The following is an 18,032-nucleotide window of genomic DNA, read 5'->3' as shown; positions in this document are numbered from 1 at the left end:
ACATTGACAAACTAAAATGGCAAGCGAATTTGATTCTTTAGATGATTTCCAAAGTGGGCCTAGTTCAGGTTCCAGTCAAGCCATCGACCCAATATTGATTCTGATCAAAGTAGTTCGAAATTGGCCATTAATACTCATTTCGATTCTGCTGGGTTTACTTATAATGTTCACCTACCACAGGTACACCACTGAGCGATTTTCTGTCAGAGGTTCAATCTTAATTCCAGAGACTAATCCTAATATAGCATCTAACTTTCTGCAAGATTTCATTGGTGGTGGTTTCGCGGCTAATTTTTTAAATGAGTTGGAGGTTTTGAGAAGTGAGGGGATCACAAGGGCGGCAATAGACTCATTAGATTTTGATATCGAGTACTTTTCTAAGGGCCGAATTAAGTCAATAGAAGAGTACAATACATTGCCTTTTGAAATAATCAAGACTGAAAACCACAGTCAGCTATATAATCGCGAGTTTCTTATCACTTTTTATGACAATAATCAATTTAGGTTGACACTTGCTAATGATGATGGACATGAAGAAAGTACCTTGTATCCGCCAAATAGTCTGATAGAAACTGATGGCTACAGTTTTTCTATGTTTTTTAATAAGTCTAGTTCTTTGACAGGTAAGAGTTATACATTTCGGTTTCGCGATAAAGAAAGCCTAGTCAAGGAGTGGAATAAGAGGTTAAATGTGACCTTTTTGAGAGAGTTTACCACCATTGCCGTCCTAAAATTAACTCATAGTGAACCTAGAAAAGGAGCAAGGTTTATTAATGAGATTATGAGTGCTTATCGAGATCAGGAATTAGACAGGAAGAATGAGTTGGCTGATAAGACGATAGATTATATCAATCGTGAGCTCAACGTTTTGGATGACACGCTGTCCCTTTATGAGGGTCAATTAGATAAGGTGAAAGTTCAGGAGAAAACTTTGACTTTAGATAACATCGGTGACAAAGTCTTAGCCAAATTAACTCGACTTGAAGGAGAGAGAGAAATTGCCAAGGCTTCCTTAAGGTCTTTATCAGAAAACTTGGAGTTTTTGAATGATACTGCCAATTATCAAAAAGTCTTCATACCGATTTCTGTAACACAAAACACAAATTTGAACAGTTATATCAGTAGACTACAGCAGCTTCTAATTGAGAAAAACGACTTGCTAGAAAACTTGTCTCCAATTAATGAGTTGGTAAAGGCCAAGGACTTTGAGATTACAAGTTTAGTTAATTTGATAAGAAATACCGCTGAGATACAGATCAATGATCTTAGGAGTGAAATTGAAATTTTAGATGCCGAGATTCTCAGATCAAATGCGGATTTCAAGAACTACCCCGAAAAGCAACGCAGACTCAGTGATATTCAGAGAATTTATGATGTCTATGTGCGTATGTATAGTTTCTTTAGTGAGAAAAGAGCAGAGTCCGGTATTTCAAAAGCAAGTAATGAGGCCAATGCCCAAGTGGTGGATTTAGCGACCGGTAATGTAGGTTCAATATTCCCAAATAAACCTTTTAATTATGTTCTAGGAGCTGGTCTAGGTTTGGCCATTCCATTAGTCTTTTTGGTCATAAGAGAATTGTTGAATGATAAGATAGAATTCCGAAAACAAATAGAGAAGTATACTCAAATTCCAATAATCGGAATGATAGGACATAATAAATACGATGGAAATTTGACAATTTTAGAACACCCAAAATCAATCATGTCGGAGTCTTTTAGGGCAATCAGGTCAAATATGGCCTTCTTTGGCCGCGAGAAGGCTATAAAGACAATTCTAGTTACCTCAAATGCATCAGGGGAAGGTAAATCCTTCTGTTCTCTGAATCTTGCCTCGATGCTCGCTTTATCTGGTAAGAAGACCGTTTTAATAGGCCTAGATCTAAGGAAGCCTAAGTTATTCAATGACTTTGGCCTTACGAATGATTTTGGGGTCTCGAACTATTTGGCTGGTTTCGTTAGTAGAGAAAAAATTATTCAGGCCACTGATTACGAGAATCTTGATTTAATAGCTGCGGGGCCGGTACCTCCGAATCCTGCTGAACTCCTAATTTCAGATCAACTCAGGGATTTGATAGCATATTTGAAAGAAAGTTATGATCATGTGGTGATAGATACTCCACCTGTAGGTATAGTGGCTGATACTTTTAACCTTACTTCCTTGGCAGACCTAAATATTTTTGTTGTCAGACAGAATTACACAGCTAAGCAGGTATTCCCCTTTTTAAATGATATTACCAATAAAGATCTAGTTAAGAATGCAACTTTACTTTTAAATGATTTCAAGGTCAATAGAGGCTATGGCTATGGTTATGGTTACGGCTATGGTTATGGTTACGGCTATGGCTATGGTTACGGCTACGGTAGCTACGGCTCGGGGTATTACTCTGATGAAGAGAAATTGAACGAAAAACGTTCACTATTTAAATTTTTCAAAAATTGATTCACCCCGATTGGGATACGATAATTGAGCCGAAATCGGCAACCTTCGATCTAAAGATAAAGGAGATCAGAAGGTATAAAGATCTGCTATTGTTATTCGTTAGAAGAGATCTTGTGGCTCAATATAAGCAGACCATACTTGGTCCTCTTTGGTATTTTATTCAGCCAATTCTCACCACCCTCACATTTACTGTGATTTTTGGTAATGTGGCAGGGCTTTCTACAGATGGATTGCCCAAAGTGTTATTTTACCTCGCTGGAGTGACTTCGTGGAGGTACTTTTCTGACTCTCTTACCAAAACCTCTGAGACCTTTACGAAAAATGCTCAAATTTTTGGTAAAGTTTATTTCCCACGGGCCATAATGCCAATTTCTACTACCATCACTAACCTTGTGACATACGGTGTTCAGTTGGTACTCTTTTTTGGTTTCTACGCTTATTTTGTTTTCGTAGAAGGTTTCGAGTTAAGGATACAAAAAGAACTGTTTCTATTTCCTTTGCTTGTTTTGATTATGATGCTTTTGGGTTTGGGCTTTGGTTTCATCCTTTCAGCGCTTACCACAAAGTATCGCGATCTTAAGTTTTTAATCACTTTTGGAGTTCAACTTCTTATGTATGGGACTCCGGTAATTTATCCTCTCTCCAGCATTCCAGAGCAGTATAAAGTTTTTATACTGGCCAACCCTATGACACCTATTATTGAGACTTTTCGGTTTATCTTTTTGGGCTCAGGGCAACTCAGTTACCTATATTTAGGCTATGCTACAGTATTTGCTCTTGCCTTATTTATTTTGGGTTTGGCCATCTTCAATCGAACCGAAAAGAACTTTATGGATACTGTATGATTTTATGATAGCTAGAGCTACATCAGTCTAATATGTCAAACACTTCAATTAAAGTCGAGAATCTATCCAAGCAGTACCGTTTGGGCTTGGTAGGAACTGGTACAATAAGCCATGATTTGAATAGATGGTGGGCCAGAATTCGAGGGAAAGAGGATCCATTTCTAAAAATTGGAGAGACTAACGACAGAAGTCTGAAAGGAAATTCGGATTACGTATGGTCATTAAAGGATATCAACTTTGAAGTTAGGCGTGGAGAGGTATTGGGCATTATTGGTAAAAATGGGGCTGGCAAAAGTACTTTGTTGAAGATTCTCTCAAAAGTGACAGGTCCTACTACAGGTCGAATCATGGCAAATGGACGAATAGGAGCATTACTAGAGGTAGGTACTGGTTTTCACCCAGAATTAACGGGGAGAGAAAACATCTTTCTTAACGGGGCTATACTTGGTATGACCAAGGGCGAGATTAAAACCAAACTGGAGGAAATAATTGATTTTTCGGGATGCTCTCGGTATGCAGACACTCCTGTAAAGCGTTATTCTTCTGGCATGAAGGTACGCTTGGCTTTTGCCGTTGCAGCATTTTTGGAGCCTGAGATATTGATAGTGGATGAGGTGCTAGCTGTGGGTGACGCAGAGTTCCAGAAAAAGGCAATAGGTAAAATGCAGGATGTGAGTAAGGGGGAAGGACGTACTGTTTTGTTCGTAAGTCATAATATGGCAGCAGTTGAGAGCTTATGTTCAAGAGTGTTGGTATTGGAGAACGGGACTATTCACTCGGAAGGTCAGGTTAATGAAATGATCTCGACTTATCAAAAGTTGACTTTGGCAAATGCTAAGTCTGATTTATCACAAAACTCGAACCGAACAGGAAATCAGAAAGCCTTATTTTCTACTATTAAATTCAATCAAGGACGCCCAGTGAACATTGGTACGCCATTGGACATTGAATTAGTAATTAACTCAACGGAGAATTTTGCGAATGTTCAAATTGCTTTAACAATTTGTAGAGGCTTTGAAGAGCGTGTAACTGTTATTGACAACGTTTCTCAAGGCATTGCTATCAACTTATCAGCAGGAGTAAATAATCTTCGTATCTCAATGCCAGAAGTAATGCTCTTACCCAACGAATATCAAGTGAATCTATGGATGGCTGGAAACAGTGATGTTTTAGATTATGTTGTGAGTGGAGCCGCATTCGATGTGCTAACCTCGGATTATTATAACTCGGGTTATATGCTAAAGGCACAAAAACATGGTGTTCTTGTGTCGAAGAAATCTGAATGGCGAATAGATAGAATAGAATGATTTTCAATACTAAGTCTGTTAAAATACTCTATGAAGGTGGCTTCGTTTTAACAGTACTCTTATCTATTTGGTACCTGCAGCCATTTATCTTTAAACCTTTGAATAAACATTTTTTCGAAGAAGATCAATTGTTTTTCAACTACTGGTCTTTGAGTAAACTCTCATTACTAGTAGCTATATGTGTTACCGCTTATGCTGCTTTTTTAAGTCTTTCATGGAATAAAATTCGGGATTGGAGTAGCATTCCTCCTTGGGTCAAAGTAGTTGTAATGACATGCGTTTTACTTCTGCTCTGGGCGTATGCTTGCTCAGAACATAACTATTTTTATGATCGGTCTTTTTTACTTGACAAGGCACTTTTTGTAATAATTGGTTTAGCTGCTTTCTTTAGACCACAATTCATTCCAGTTTTTCTCTTGCAGGCTTATCTACTCTCTAAGCAGTTCTCCTTCGCATTACCTTCAGCATATACCTATACCGATAAACAAATTATCTTTGATATACTTTTCGGATTTTCAGTTTTCTATTTTCTAAAGACTACCATAGCTAAAAATGTCTTGTGGTCTACCTTTACAATGCTGGTTCTGCTTATTATATGCAATTGGTATTTTAAAGCTGGCCTGGGAAAAATACTTGTTGGTTGGCAACATCATAATTCACTTTACAATCTGTTTATGGCAAGTACGGCCTATGATTGGCTGTATCAATTTCCAGAATTGAAAACAGTATTAGCAAAGACACTTTCGCACTCCAGGGGTGTTATTGAATATGCAACATTGGTAATTGAATTTTTGTTTCCTCTTATCTTATTTTGGAAAAGAAGCTGGTTTAGAATTGTTATTGGTGCGTTTATAGTTTTTCACCTAACGGTATTTATTACAAGCGGTATTTTTTTCTGGAAGTGGGCAGTTCTAGAATTTGTTCTCATGGCACTCACATGGAGGTACGCTGATATGATCCAGTTTGGGGAAAAGAGCTACCTTCTTTCTTATGTTTCTTTACTAATTATTACTTATTTAATTTCTCCTACAACTTCTCTAGTTTGGTATGATACACCATTTGTTCAAAAGTATACTCTCTCTCTTGTGGATGACAAGAAGCTGGAATATAATCTAGATCCTAGTTTTTTTTCTCCTTATGATGTGATCTTTGCACAGAATAGATTTGCCTTCTTGTCGGAAAGGCCTGTTTATACCGGGACTTACGGTTCTACCACTTCGTTAGAAACGCTCAAGGAAGCTAATTTGGCAGTTGAGGAAGTGAGACTTCCGGCATTTAGTACTAGAGGTGATATACAATACTCTGAGAGTAAGAAAGAAGATTTCTTGTTTTTTGTTCAAACTTTCGTTCAGAATAAACTTCAAAATGATGTCAAATGGGTTAGTTGGATAGATGCTCCCATGCATATCCATCAAGGAGCTAATCAACAGAATATCAGTATTGAAGAAAATATTGTTGGTATCAAACTAACCTACGAAGAGTTATTGACACTTCCGTCTAACAGTTTTAGGACTCTTTTTAAAAAGCATCAATACTTCTTTTTTTGATCTAAATGTGTGGCATACTTGGTTTTTACGATACGCAACGAGGGTTGAATAAGGTCTTATTCGAGAAATCTTTAGAATTGATGGAGTTTAGAGGTCCTGATGATTCTGGAGTAGAGATTTATAACGATCAAATATACCTAGGTCAAAAGCGCCTCGCCATTATAGATTTGACGTCTGCTGGGCATCAACCTATGGAAAGTCATGACGGTAAACTCTCTATCGTTTTCAATGGCGAAATTTATAATTATCAGGCATTAAGAAATCAATTAATTAATGATGGGCAAGTTTTTTTCTCTAACTCGGACACTGAGGTCTTACTTCTCGGGTACAAGGAATGGGGTTTGCCACTCCTTTTGAATAAAATTAAGGGGATGTTTTCCTTTGCCATTTACGACAAGGAGTTAGGCGTTATTATTGGAGCTCGTGATCGTTTTGGTATTAAGCCTTTCTATTACTCTAATGATTTTCAAGGATTTGGGTTTTCCTCGAACTTGAAGTCTTTAAAAGTGTTACTAGAGAGAGAAGAGAATACATTAAATGAGAATGCTCTTTTAGATTTTTTGAACCTAGGATATGTGCCAAATCCAGACTGTATCTGGGAGTCATGTAATAAGTTGCCTCCAGCTCATTTTTTCGAATACTCGTTAGAAACAACAATATTAAAGGTGGAGCGCTATTGGGAACTTGCCATTAGCAGTGTGAAACTCCCATTTAATAAAGCCTGTGAGCAATTCGAATCGATGCTGGATCGGTCAATTGATGATCATTTGGTGGCCGATGTCCCAATTGGTCTTTTTTTAAGTGGTGGATACGATTCTAGCACTGTTTTAGCAAAGATGTCATCAAGAGTAAAACAGATAAATACTTTCTCAATTGGTTTTAAGGATTCTGACCGATCTGAACATCTTGTAGCAGAAGAATTGGCTTCCAAATTCAAAACTAATCATCAAACACTATTAGTAGATAAGGATGATGATGTTCTTGGAGATTTACACGAATTAGTGAGGTTTCTTGATGAGCCCTACGCCATTAGTTCGATGATTCCATATTACTTAGTATCAAAATTGGCTTCTAATCAGAATAAGGTTGTGATGGTAGGAGATGGAGGTGACGAATTGCTGGGAGGCTACAATTGGCATTACCATATAGCTAGGACCGAAAGGGAGTTTTGGTTAAAGAAGCAAGCTAGATTTTTGAAAGGCGGAGGTTATCGCAATTACTTGTCCAAAAGGTATGCAAAAGTTATGGGGACTTTAAGCAAAGAAGACTTGTCAGTATTTAAGCCACGCATAGAAAAAAAAATTAAGCAACGGCAACTGGACTTTTATAAAGGGAACATGAGGGATACTGGGAGCATGGTTAAGGATATGCAGTACCTTGATATGGCTACTTTTTTACCAGAACCGGCTCTTACTAGAGCCGATAGAATGAGCATGGCACACTCGATAGAAGTAAGAGTTCCTTTTTTAGATCATGAACTATTTGAATTTACTTTTGGCTTACACCCTTCCTCTTATTTTGATAGGCATGCGAAAAAGCCATTTCTGAATAAAATATTAAATGATACGCCAGCCTCGTTTATTTTGAATTTACCCAAAAGAGGGTTTAGTTTTCAATTCTTAGACTGGTTTAAATCAAAAGAATCTCAACAGCTAATTGAAGAGCAACTTGTTCGGTTGCCAAATATTTTTAATCATAGTTTCAGCTATGATAATTTATCTCCCCTAATGAATTTTAAGTTATTAGTACTCTCCATTTGGATAAAACAGAATCTATGACACTGAAGAATAATGAAGAATACGGGCCCTATATTGATAGAAGGTTTAGGCTCCCAAGGGTGTGGAGTAACAGGGAGTTAGCTAAGTTTGCCCATCTTTTTAAAGGTGATATTGCCAATGTTAGTGGGTGGAAAGATATTGATAAAGAGGGTAAAAATTATCGTGAATATTTTAGTAGTGCTGAATCTTACACTATTACTAATTACAAATCTGAGGCACGTGGATTTCAAGGTGGGAAAGATGAGGTGTTTTTAGATTTGACTGCGGATTTACCTGAACAAGAATCAAACCGTTTTGATGTGGTTTTTAATCATACTGTACTTGAACATGTTTATGAAGTGCAAAAGGCCTTCAAGAACCTGTGCTTGCTATCAAAAGATGTTGTGATTGTTGTTGTACCTTTTTTACAAGAAATGCATGCTGATTATGGTGATTTTTGGAGATTTACCCCGCTAGTCATGAAAAACATGTATGAAGAGAATGGGTTTGACCTCCATTATTTGAGTTTCAATGGTCATAAGAATGCTTCAGTATATCTTTTCTGTATTGGGTTAAAACCAGATTCACCATACAAAGCCCAAATACCTTTTCATTTTTCTTTTGAAGACCCTACACCTACTTTTGACACTTCTCAAGATTGGGTAGGTTGCCATGCTATTGATAATAAAAACTTTATGAACCGGAATAGTCTGTTTAATAAACTCAAGAGAAAGCTTAAGCTCGTGTAATGGATGTTACTGTTGTCATTCGCGCTGCGGGAGAAAGGACTGAAGAGCTCTGTCGTTATATTATTGAGCGACAAGTACCTAAAGAGCAAGTATTCTTAATACATGAAAGACCTTTTTGGAAAGCTGTTAAAAGAACATTTGAAATTGGTGTTGAAGAAGGTAGAAAATGGACTTTAGCAGTAGATGCAGATGTTTTAGTCAGCTCAGACGGGATAGAAAGGCTTATTACTCTGGCATCAAAAGTTAAAAAACCACTGTTTTGTTATCAAGGTTATGTAATGGATTTTGTTTTTGGTAGGGCAAGAGACGGTGGCCCACATTTATATAATACTAGTTACTTGAAGAATGCATTGGGCTTCGTTAAAAGTGACGTGAGCGTTTTGAGACCAGAGTCAGATACTTATCGGGCATTAGCAGAGCAAGGCATTTATACGGTCGTTGATAGTCATCTCTTTGGATTACATGATTATTATCAATTTCACCATGATTATTTTCGGAAAGGGTATTTTCATTCAATAAAGAGTTCAAGTGATAAGGAAAACTTTGGGTTTCTTACTTACTGGGCTAACAATATGACTACTTTTCCTGAGTTAGAATGTCTATTAAGGGGTTGGCTATTAGGTAAAAAGAGTTCAGAATATAGGGTTGATATTGATTTTTTTAAAAGTTTAAATCTAGAAGAGAGCATTGATCCTTTGAAGGAGATATCATCAGATTTGTTCTTAGAATATATGAATCAGGCCGATGAGCTTTCGTCAAATATCTCTATATCAAAACTTCGTTATAAAGAGCTCCCCAAAAGGAAGTTAAGCTTTCTCATGCGAGTCAAAAGTTGGGTGGGATGGAGACTCATCTCGTTGGGTACTTTTATGAAAGCACGTAATTGAGAGTTCTTTATTTAATACCTAACATTACTCGAGGTGGAATTCAGACTCAGGTATTATCATTGGGTAACTATTTAATGAGGGAGAGGGGCTTCACTGTTTCTATTGTCGGCTTCCATACGAAAGATGAGTCGTACTTGAGCTTATTGAAAAAAATAGGATTTGATGTTCGTTTTAGTCCAGAAATTGGGGAAAGGCTTACTAGATACGATAGTTACTCTGTAGTAGAGAAGTGTGTTTTTTGGTTTGACTATATTCGTTTTTTAAAGAGTTTCAAACCTTCCGTTATTGCTCCGTATACCCAGCGCATTGATGATTTGACGAATGCAGTTTGGAGATTCACAGGGGCTAAGCTGAGTTTTAGTTTTGAGAGAGGCGGGTATTTACATCCTAAAAGAGAAAAGCTGAATTGGTTGAGAAGATTAAAAAAGCTCTCTCAACCTACGTATGTGGCTAATTCGAATCATGGCGCCCTTGCTTTAGCTAAAATTAGAAATATTCCCATTAGGAAAATTCATGTCATTCCGAACGCCTATGTGATTCCAGACCTCTCTGTATCGGATCACTTGCCAGTTGAGGTTGATTTGTCAGACAAGGTTGTGTTTATTATGTTGGCGAATTTCTTTGATCAGAAAGACCATACGTTTCTGCTAAAGGCATGGCAAATGTCCAATATGACTGAATCTTTATTGCTTTTGGTAGGTGGTGGAGGTACTGACAAGTGTCGTCAAAACTATCACGAAGCTCAAGAATTTGTTAAAAATAATGGTTTGGATGATCAGGTGTTTTTTTTGGGTGCTACTGGGGCAACTCAACATCTGTTGTCAATTGCATCTATTGGTCTCTTGACGTCAAGAACAGAGGGTTGCCCTAATGCCGTTCTTGAATACATGGGAGCTGGCCTGCCGGTTTTGGCTAGAGATATACCTGGCATTAGAGAAGTACTACCAGAAGAAAATAAGGTCATATTGACAGGCTTTGATGACATTCGAGGCTTGGCGCGACAAATGTGTTTTCTTGAAAAAAATAAAGCACTAAGAATAAGGTTAGGTGAGGTTAACCGACAGCACGTAATGGCAGAGTTTAGACCTGAGGAGATGTTTAATGCATATAATAAGCTCATTTCAGCTCGCTAATGTATACTACTGAAAGCATTGTTTCTATCGTTACCCCATTGTTCAATCGGGTTGAGGACGTTTCGCTAACCATTGAGAGTGTACGACAGCAGACATATGAAAACTGGGAATGGGTTATCGTGGATGATGGTTCCACTGATGGTTCATTGGAATTGTTAAATGATTGGTCAATCAGGGACAGTAGGATCATCATTGAAAAAAGAAATAGGGAGCCTAAAGGTGCTTCGACATGTAGAAATATTGGTGTTGGCAAGGCTAAAGGAGACTTCTTAATGTTCCTTGATTCAGATGACTTACTCGCCCCTCAATGTCTCCAAAATAGGTTAAGGTTAATTGAGGATGAAGATTTTATTGTTACTCAAACCGGAATTATCAGGAAAGAACACAAACTGGTTAAAAAATATTGGAGCTCACTCTTGCATATGGACGACACCGAGGCTTTCATGCGACTTGAGGGCTGGTGTATTTCATCAACATTTTTCCTCGCCAAATTTGCAAAGCAATATGCTTTTGATGAAACCGCAGCTTCACTTCAAGACTGGGACTATCATTTGAGAATCCTCCAAGACTCACCCAAATATGTAAAATATGCAAATTCAGATCCCGATGTATACATTAGATCAGGACACGGGGATCGAATATCTCTAAAAAATGGGTCTTCTAAAAGGGTAATGAATCGATTTACTACCTTTCTTAAAATTGAGGAGCTTTTGTCTCAAGTTGGCAAAGGCGCGAGTATAAAATATCTAGATAAGCACTATTTAAAACATCTAAAAGAATCTGTATTATATCACAGTTATGACGATTTCAGGTTGTTGTATGAGTATTGGAAAAAGTCTAGTACTTATTATGGGAAAACAGGGAGGCAGATTAAGATATATCTTATTCTTCAGTTTTGGTTGAGAAGGTTGGGTTTATCTTTTTTGAGTGGATTAGCCTACCGTACGGCCAAATTTATTTGTCCTAAGCGCTTGTTTAATCCAAATGAAAGAGAGTTAATATTGACTTCGCCAATATTATTAGAGAAAGAAATTCAAGACATTTTATATAAGTAGGTTTAGGTGCTGAAAGCTTATGATGAATAAAAAGATTCAAGTTTTAGACTGTACACTCAGGGATGGAGGATATTATACCAATTGGGATTTTGAAGACAGCTTGGTTGATGCATACCTTAAATCAATGAACAGTCTAGTGGTTGATTTCATTGAGATTGGATATCGCAGTCCTAAAAAGCCTGAGTACTTAGGGAAATACTTCTATTGCCCCAAGAGTGTGATGGAGGAAATTAAGTCTAAAACAACAAAGAAATTGGCCATTATTCTAAATGAAAAGGATGTGCCTGCCGAAAACGCTGAGGAGCTTCTTCAAGATTGTAGCAGATTAATTGACCTAATAAGAATTGCGGTTGCACCCGAAAACCTCAATAGGGCTATTGAGGTATCAAGGAAGATAAAAGAGATGGGTTTTGATGTAGCTTTCAATGTTATGTACATGTCTAATTGGTCCAAGATTGATGGCTTTTTTGATCAGATTGAAACTTTGAATGGTACCATAGATTACTTTTATCTCGTTGATTCTTATGGAGGTGTTTTACCTAGTGAGGTGGAAGAAATGATCCTTAAAGTAAAAGCCCGATTAGATTGTAAAATTGGATTTCATGGTCACAATAATTTGGAGTTAGGGTTAATAAATACACTAACTGCTCTTGACGCAGGGGTAGATATAGTTGATGCCACTGTCACCGGTATGGGAAGGGGAGCGGGTAATTTAAAAACGGAATTACTACTTACCACAATGAATGCGCGTTATGGCTGGGACGTGAATTTTAATGCCTTGGGAACGGTTGTCGACTCATTTGAACACTTGCAGTCTCAGCACAAGTGGGGTACGAACTTGCCTTACATGGTTTCTGGTGCTAACTCCCTTCCTCAGAAAGATGTGATGGATTGGGTGGGCAAACGCTTCTATTCTATGAACAGTATTGTTCAAACACTCCATAATCAGAGCATCGGTGTTGAAGACAACATCAAATTGGAAACCTTTCTTCCCGAAGAAGGGTATGACAAAATTCTTCTTATTGGTGGAGGCCCTTCTGTATCAAAGCATGCAGAAGCCTTAAGGAAATGGTGTGAAAGTCAGGACAACTTGGCTATAGTTCATGCAAGCTCAAAGAATTCCATTTTTTTTAAGGGGATGTCGATTCAACAGTACTTTTGTCTTGTAGGCAATGAAGGGCATAGATTAGAATCTAATGCTGCAGAAGGTTTTGAGTTTGTCTCAGAATGTGTTCTACCTCCTTTTCCCAGGAAAATGGGAACATATATACCATCTGGCCTACGCGAGAAGTGTTTTGAACTAAAGACAATCAACTTTACCAACAAAGTCAATGACTCTCATACAGTTCTTGCCCTACAAACCGCATTAGAACTTAAGGCAGCAGAGGTATTTGTAACTGGTTATGATGGCTATTTCGGAGACTCAGTGAAACAAGTGGAGATCGAATTGTCTCATGAAAATGAACAATTGTTCGATGACTTCAAGAATATAGGTGTGAAAATTGTATCTCTGACGCCTACCAGATATGAAATTCTAGATGAAGACTCAGTTTACTCCAACATTTGATCAATGAGCGATATTTCCTTTTTTCTTCCTACACGTAAAGGAAGTAACAGGGTTGAAAACAAGAATACTCGCAGTTTTGCAGGTATTGATGGTGGGCTCTTGGCCCTAAAGTTATCTCAATTGATAGGTTCGAAGCTCATTGGAGAGATTATTCTCTCTACCAATGATGAGTTATGTATTGAAATTGCCTCAAAGTTTAAGGACCCGAGGTTAAGAATTATTGAGAGGCCGGATCAACTATGTCTTGATACCACGCCTCTGACAGCACTGATTAAATATGTCCCTGAAGTGGTCAGGTGCGAACATGTCATTTGGGGGCACGTAACGACACCTTTTGTCGAAGGTCAGGAATATGATCGCATAATAGACAATTACTTCAAAGGTTGTGATGAGGGTTATGACTCTTTGGTCACAGTAAAAGAACTTCAGAATTTCTTGATTGACCCTAAAACTGGAGAAATGATTAATTCTTTGAAAGGTCAGTCAGGTCGATGGCCTAGGACACAAGATTTAGATTTACTTTATGAAGTTAATCACGTGGCTTTTGTTACTTCTTTGAATGTATATGAAGACTTACATGATCGTATCGGAAAGAGGAAAAGATACCATGTTCAAGACACCGTAACATCCTTTGACATTGATTGGGGAGACGATTTTTTAATTGCAGAGAGTATATATGAGAAGCATAGGACCTCTTGAAGCGATTTTCTGGGACTTTGACGGTGTCCTTATGGATTCTATGCCTGTAAGAAATGCAGGTTTTAGAACAGTGCTGGCTGATTATCCTAAGGATCAGGTAGATTCATTAATGGAATTTCATTTAGCAAATGGAGGGCTATCCAGGTATGTCAAGTTCAGGTACTTTTTTGAAGAGATTAGAGAAGAACCGATTACAAATGAAGAAGTGAATCAGTGGGCTTCAAAGTTTTCCAGCATAATGATTAAATCCTTAATCAACCCTGACCTCTTGTTGTTCGATTCAAATCAATTTGTAAAACAGTATGCTGATCAACTTAAGATGCATATTGTCTCAGGCTCTGATCAAAACGAGCTGATCCATATTTGTGAGAGCCTTGAATTGAGTAGGTCATTTGTGTCTATAAAGGGATCACCTACCACGAAGAAGGACCTTGTTAGACAGGTTTTAGCCGAGCATCAGTATGATAGGAAAAAGACTATACTTATAGGCGATTCTATTAACGATTATGAAGCTGCAAATGAAAATCAGATCTTATTTGGTGGCTACAATAATGAAAAACTAAGAGGTGTTGGTCAATACTATATTGATCAGTTAAGCCAAGTAAAGATGGTTCTTGCTGGGCATAGCCAGTGACATGAATTCACCAAAGAAGATTATACTTGTAATCATTCATAGTTCACTTGGGGAGCTAAATTGGATACTTCCTTTTATAAGCTATTTAAAGGAAAATCAGGATAATTACGATATCGTCACATTGTTCTTTTCTGATAAATTACTTGAGAGCGCTAGAAATGAAGGGATGCTTTACAAGATGCTTGATCAGAATTCTAGGGTGATAAGAAAACGTCAACTCTTGGGTTTTCTGCTTGGCAATAGCTCACGAATTGCCTACATATTCAAGGATTTTTGGCCGATTACCAGTAAAAGCCTTGCTGCTTCTATCCGGAGTATTTCTTCAAGTGCTCAGCTGATACTTTATCCTCATGCCTATGCTCTGTACAGTGTAAGTAACAAACTAAGTCCTTACATACATAATTCTAAAAAGCATGACGAGCTAGTGTATGACGGCCTTGTTTTGAATTCAGCTTATGATATCAATTATTGGTCGGAACGTATTGCGCATGATCGAATAAAAGTTTTGGGTCCATTGGGTTATTCTGCTTGGTGGCAGCGAATAGTTGCTATGGAAACTCAAGATTTAGTAGATGCAGAAAGGAAATTTACCGGCAAGTTTGATCAAGTAATTGCTTTTATTTTACGTGGACCAAACGGTCAATATTTGTCTGAAGAAGATTATCAACGCTTAATGGCCGAGGCAATTACCGAGTTTGCCAATATGTCAAACACATTTATATATGTCAAACCACATCCTAGACAAGATATTTCGGAAGTTGAAAAATATCTTGATTCTTTACCTAAAAATCGATTCAAGGTTGTGGACTATAATACCTTTGTTTTGGGGAGGATGACCGACTTTTCAGTGAGTTTCTGGTCCTCAGCAATTACAGATTTTCTTGCAATTGGGACTCCGACTATCGAGTATTTTAGCTTCAATGGAAGCTGCAGTTTGTGGTTAAGAACTAGGGATAATGCGCAGACTTCTTTCTTTGACAAGCTAGGCTTGACATTACAAGCTAGAGATAAGAATAGCCTAAGAGCAGCCTTGAAAAAAATGAACGATAATATAGATGAAGTCAGAACCGAGCAACTAAATAATTTTAGTGAAGTATTTGAAAATAGTGAAGAGGTAGGTGAAAAAATGATCCAATACCTTCAGCAGGGCACTGGTTCAAAAAAAAGGTCTCGAGTACCCATGGCTACCCTTTTAAAAAGCTATCTACATGTTTTTTTTGCTAGCCTGAAGGGCACGGCTGGTAGATGACTTATTGAAATAAAAAATAAAGACGAACAAATAGATAAGATGAAGAAACGAATTTTGGTTACTGGTGGGGCTGGTTACATAGGCTCAGTGTTATGCAGACTATTACTAAGAAATGACTATAAGGTAAGGGTACTTGATAACCTTATGTATGGAGGTGAGCCTATCATCGATTTGCTAAATGAAGAAGATTTTGAGTTTATCAAGGGAGATGTTCGCGATCCTGAATCAGTTACCATGGCTACCCAAAATGTTTTTGCGGTAGCCCATTTGGCCGCAATAGTTGGCGATCCGGCATGCGCAAAAAGTCCAGACTTAGCAAGAAGTACCAATTTGGAAGGAAGTAAACTGCTATATAAAGCGGCCGAAAATCAAGGCACAAGTAGGTTTGTTTTCGCTTCTACTTGCAGCAACTATGGTAAAATGGATGACCCAGAATCATATGTACATGAGGGTTCTACACTTGCTCCAGTCTCTCTTTATGCAGAAACCAAGGTGGCATTTGAACAATTCTTAATGGAACAACCTCGGGAAAACAAATGTAAACCTACGGCCCTGAGATTTTCTACAGTGTATGGCTTATCTCCCAGACCACGTTTTGACCTTACAGTCAATGAATTTACCAAAGAGGTTGCCCTAGGAAGAGAATTGTTAGTCTTTGGTGAGCAGTTTTGGAGACCTTATTGTCACGTCTTGGATTTGTGCCGATCAGTTATGGCGACTATCGGAGCTGATCAAGAAAAAGTAGCTTTCGATGTTTTTAATGTAGGTGACACCTCTGAGAACTATCAAAAGCAAATGATTGTGAATGAGATAGTCAAACAATTGCCAGATGCAAAAGTCAAGTATGTGTCTAAAAATGAAGACCCTAGGGATTACAGAGTGTCATTTGATAAAATCAAAGAAAGGTTAGACTTTGAAGTTAAGCTCAAGGTACCAGATGGAATAAGACAGACTATTAAAGTGCTCAAAGAAGGCTTTATCTTGAATCCTGATGACCCAAAATACAAGAATGTATAAAGACACAATTGATTTTATTAAAACCCTTTATCCTCGCCAGGATTTTATACCCTTGCACGAACCTCGATTTATTGGTAGAGAAAAAGAGTACCTGACAGATGCAATTGATTCAACTTTTGTATCATCTGTTGGTGCTTATGTCAATAAATTCGAAGATGAAATGGCTGACCTTACTGGTGCTCGATATGCAGTTGCAATAGCTAATGGTACAGGTGCTTTACACATCGCATTAAAGCTTGCAGGTGTCAGTTCAGGTCATGAAGTAATTACACAGGCTTTTACCTTTGTTGCTACAGCCAATGCCATAAGCTATCTGGGAGCCAAGCCAGTATTTACTGATGTTTCTCTGAAGACAATGGGTATGTGTCCGGAAAAACTCGAGGCTTTCTTATCCGAAAACGCAGAGCAGGTTGGTGATGATTTGATTAATAAGGTCACAGGAAAGAAAATTTCAGCATGTGTGCCTATGCATACATATGGTTTTCCATGTGAAATAGACCGAATAGTGAGCGTTTGCAATCATTACAGTATTCCTGTCATAGAAGATGCAGCGGAATCTCTAGGTAGTCACTATAAGGACAAGCATACTGGTACATATGGAATTATGGGGACTTTTAGTTTTAACGGGAACAAGACGCTAACCTGTGGTGGCGGTGGCGCTATTGTGACAGATGACGAAGAGATTGCAAAAAAAGCCAAACACCTGACTACCCAGGCTAAGGTACCACACCGCTGGGAGTTCAGGCATGACGAAATAGGATACAATTATAGAATGCCAAATATAAATGCAGCACTCGCATGTGCTCAATTAGAACAACTTGACTCATTTATTAAAAACAAGCGTGAATTAGGTTTGTGCTATGCCGATTTTTTTATTCAGCAAAAAGAGATGAAATTCTTTACTGAAAATGAAGGGAGCAAGGCGAATTATTGGCTGAATGTTTTAATTTTCAAAGATCTCATGGCGAGAAATGATTTTCTGGATGAGACAAATGCTGATGGTGTGATGACTAGGCCAGCCTGGATTCTTATGAACGAGCTTGACATGTTTAGTGATTGTCAACATGACGGTCTCGCAAACAGTAAGTGGTTGGAAGAACGTTTGGTCAACATTCCAAGTAGTGTAAGAATAGACAGTCTTTGAAG

15 protein-coding genes are annotated in these 18,032 nt (G+C 38.0%); all 15 read left to right on the top strand.

Annotated features, from left to right (window positions below):
- The first annotated feature begins 16 nt into the window (after window positions 1-16).
- Window positions 17-2,440 carry a polysaccharide biosynthesis tyrosine autokinase gene (locus BFP97_RS09020; RefSeq protein WP_069842100.1) on the top strand — a complete coding sequence of 808 codons (2,424 nt, stop codon included), beginning with the start codon at window positions 17-19 and terminating at the stop codon, window positions 2,438-2,440.
- Window positions 2,437-3,285, top strand: a complete 849-nt coding sequence (locus BFP97_RS09015) for an ABC transporter permease (RefSeq protein ID WP_083262491.1) — start codon at window positions 2,437-2,439, stop codon at window positions 3,283-3,285. Before BFP97_RS09020 ends, BFP97_RS09015 begins: the two co-directional genes overlap by 4 nt.
- 32 nt (window positions 3,286-3,317) lie before the next feature.
- Window positions 3,318-4,592, top strand: coding sequence for a polysaccharide ABC transporter ATP-binding protein (locus BFP97_RS09010; protein WP_069842098.1), 1,275 nt, complete (start codon window positions 3,318-3,320; stop codon window positions 4,590-4,592).
- A 149-nt stretch (window positions 4,593-4,741) separates the two neighbouring features.
- Window positions 4,742-6,139, top strand: a complete 1,398-nt coding sequence (locus BFP97_RS09005; RefSeq protein ID WP_139135245.1) for a hypothetical protein — start codon at window positions 4,742-4,744, stop codon at window positions 6,137-6,139.
- A 5-nt stretch (window positions 6,140-6,144) separates the two neighbouring features.
- The gene (gene asnB / locus BFP97_RS09000; protein WP_069842096.1) at window positions 6,145-7,917 is read left to right on the top strand and encodes an asparagine synthase (glutamine-hydrolyzing); all 1,773 of its coding nucleotides are present in this window, start codon (window positions 6,145-6,147) and stop codon (window positions 7,915-7,917) included.
- Window positions 7,914-8,645 (top strand): hypothetical protein, encoded by a 732-nt coding sequence (locus BFP97_RS08995; RefSeq protein WP_069842095.1) that lies wholly within the window; start codon window positions 7,914-7,916, stop codon window positions 8,643-8,645. Before asnB ends, BFP97_RS08995 begins: the two co-directional genes overlap by 4 nt.
- Entirely contained in the window at window positions 8,645-9,532 is an 888-nt protein-coding gene (locus tag BFP97_RS08990; protein WP_069842094.1) for a hypothetical protein, read from the top strand. Before BFP97_RS08995 ends, BFP97_RS08990 begins: the two co-directional genes overlap by 1 nt.
- Window positions 9,529-10,665 carry a glycosyltransferase family 4 protein gene (locus tag BFP97_RS08985; RefSeq protein WP_069842093.1) on the top strand — a complete coding sequence of 379 codons (1,137 nt, stop codon included), beginning with the start codon at window positions 9,529-9,531 and terminating at the stop codon, window positions 10,663-10,665. Before BFP97_RS08990 ends, BFP97_RS08985 begins: the two co-directional genes overlap by 4 nt.
- Window positions 10,665-11,720: a glycosyltransferase family 2 protein gene (locus BFP97_RS08980; RefSeq protein ID WP_069842092.1), complete on the top strand. Its 1,056-nt coding sequence runs from the start codon at window positions 10,665-10,667 to the stop codon at window positions 11,718-11,720. Before BFP97_RS08985 ends, BFP97_RS08980 begins: the two co-directional genes overlap by 1 nt.
- A 19-nt stretch (window positions 11,721-11,739) precedes the next feature.
- Entirely contained in the window at window positions 11,740-13,287 is a 1,548-nt protein-coding gene (locus tag BFP97_RS08975; RefSeq protein WP_255399420.1) for an aldolase catalytic domain-containing protein, read from the top strand.
- 3 nt (window positions 13,288-13,290) lie between these two features.
- Window positions 13,291-13,986, top strand: a complete 696-nt coding sequence (locus BFP97_RS08970; protein ID WP_069842091.1) for a cytidylyltransferase domain-containing protein — start codon at window positions 13,291-13,293, stop codon at window positions 13,984-13,986.
- A complete protein-coding gene (locus BFP97_RS08965; RefSeq protein ID WP_069842090.1) occupies window positions 13,964-14,620 on the top strand; it encodes an HAD family hydrolase in 657 nt (218 codons plus the stop codon). Before BFP97_RS08970 ends, BFP97_RS08965 begins: the two co-directional genes overlap by 23 nt.
- 442 nt (window positions 14,621-15,062) lie before the next feature.
- Window positions 15,063-15,869, top strand: a complete 807-nt coding sequence (locus BFP97_RS20630) for a polysialyltransferase family glycosyltransferase (RefSeq protein WP_139135244.1) — start codon at window positions 15,063-15,065, stop codon at window positions 15,867-15,869.
- Window positions 15,870-15,908: 39 nt separating this feature from the next.
- Window positions 15,909-16,886, top strand: a complete 978-nt coding sequence (locus BFP97_RS08955) for an NAD-dependent epimerase/dehydratase family protein (RefSeq protein ID WP_069842088.1) — start codon at window positions 15,909-15,911, stop codon at window positions 16,884-16,886.
- The gene (locus BFP97_RS08950) at window positions 16,879-18,030 is read left to right on the top strand and encodes a LegC family aminotransferase (protein WP_069842087.1); all 1,152 of its coding nucleotides are present in this window, start codon (window positions 16,879-16,881) and stop codon (window positions 18,028-18,030) included. Before BFP97_RS08955 ends, BFP97_RS08950 begins: the two co-directional genes overlap by 8 nt.
- Window positions 18,031-18,032: the final 2 nt, after the last annotated feature.

Origin of the sequence: Roseivirga sp. 4D4 (assembly GCF_001747095.1) — a bacterium.
Lineage (GTDB): Bacteria > Bacteroidota > Bacteroidia > Cytophagales > Cyclobacteriaceae > Roseivirga.
The sequence above is the reverse complement of the archived record's forward strand: the minus strand, read 5'-3'. Positions and strand labels throughout refer to the sequence as shown.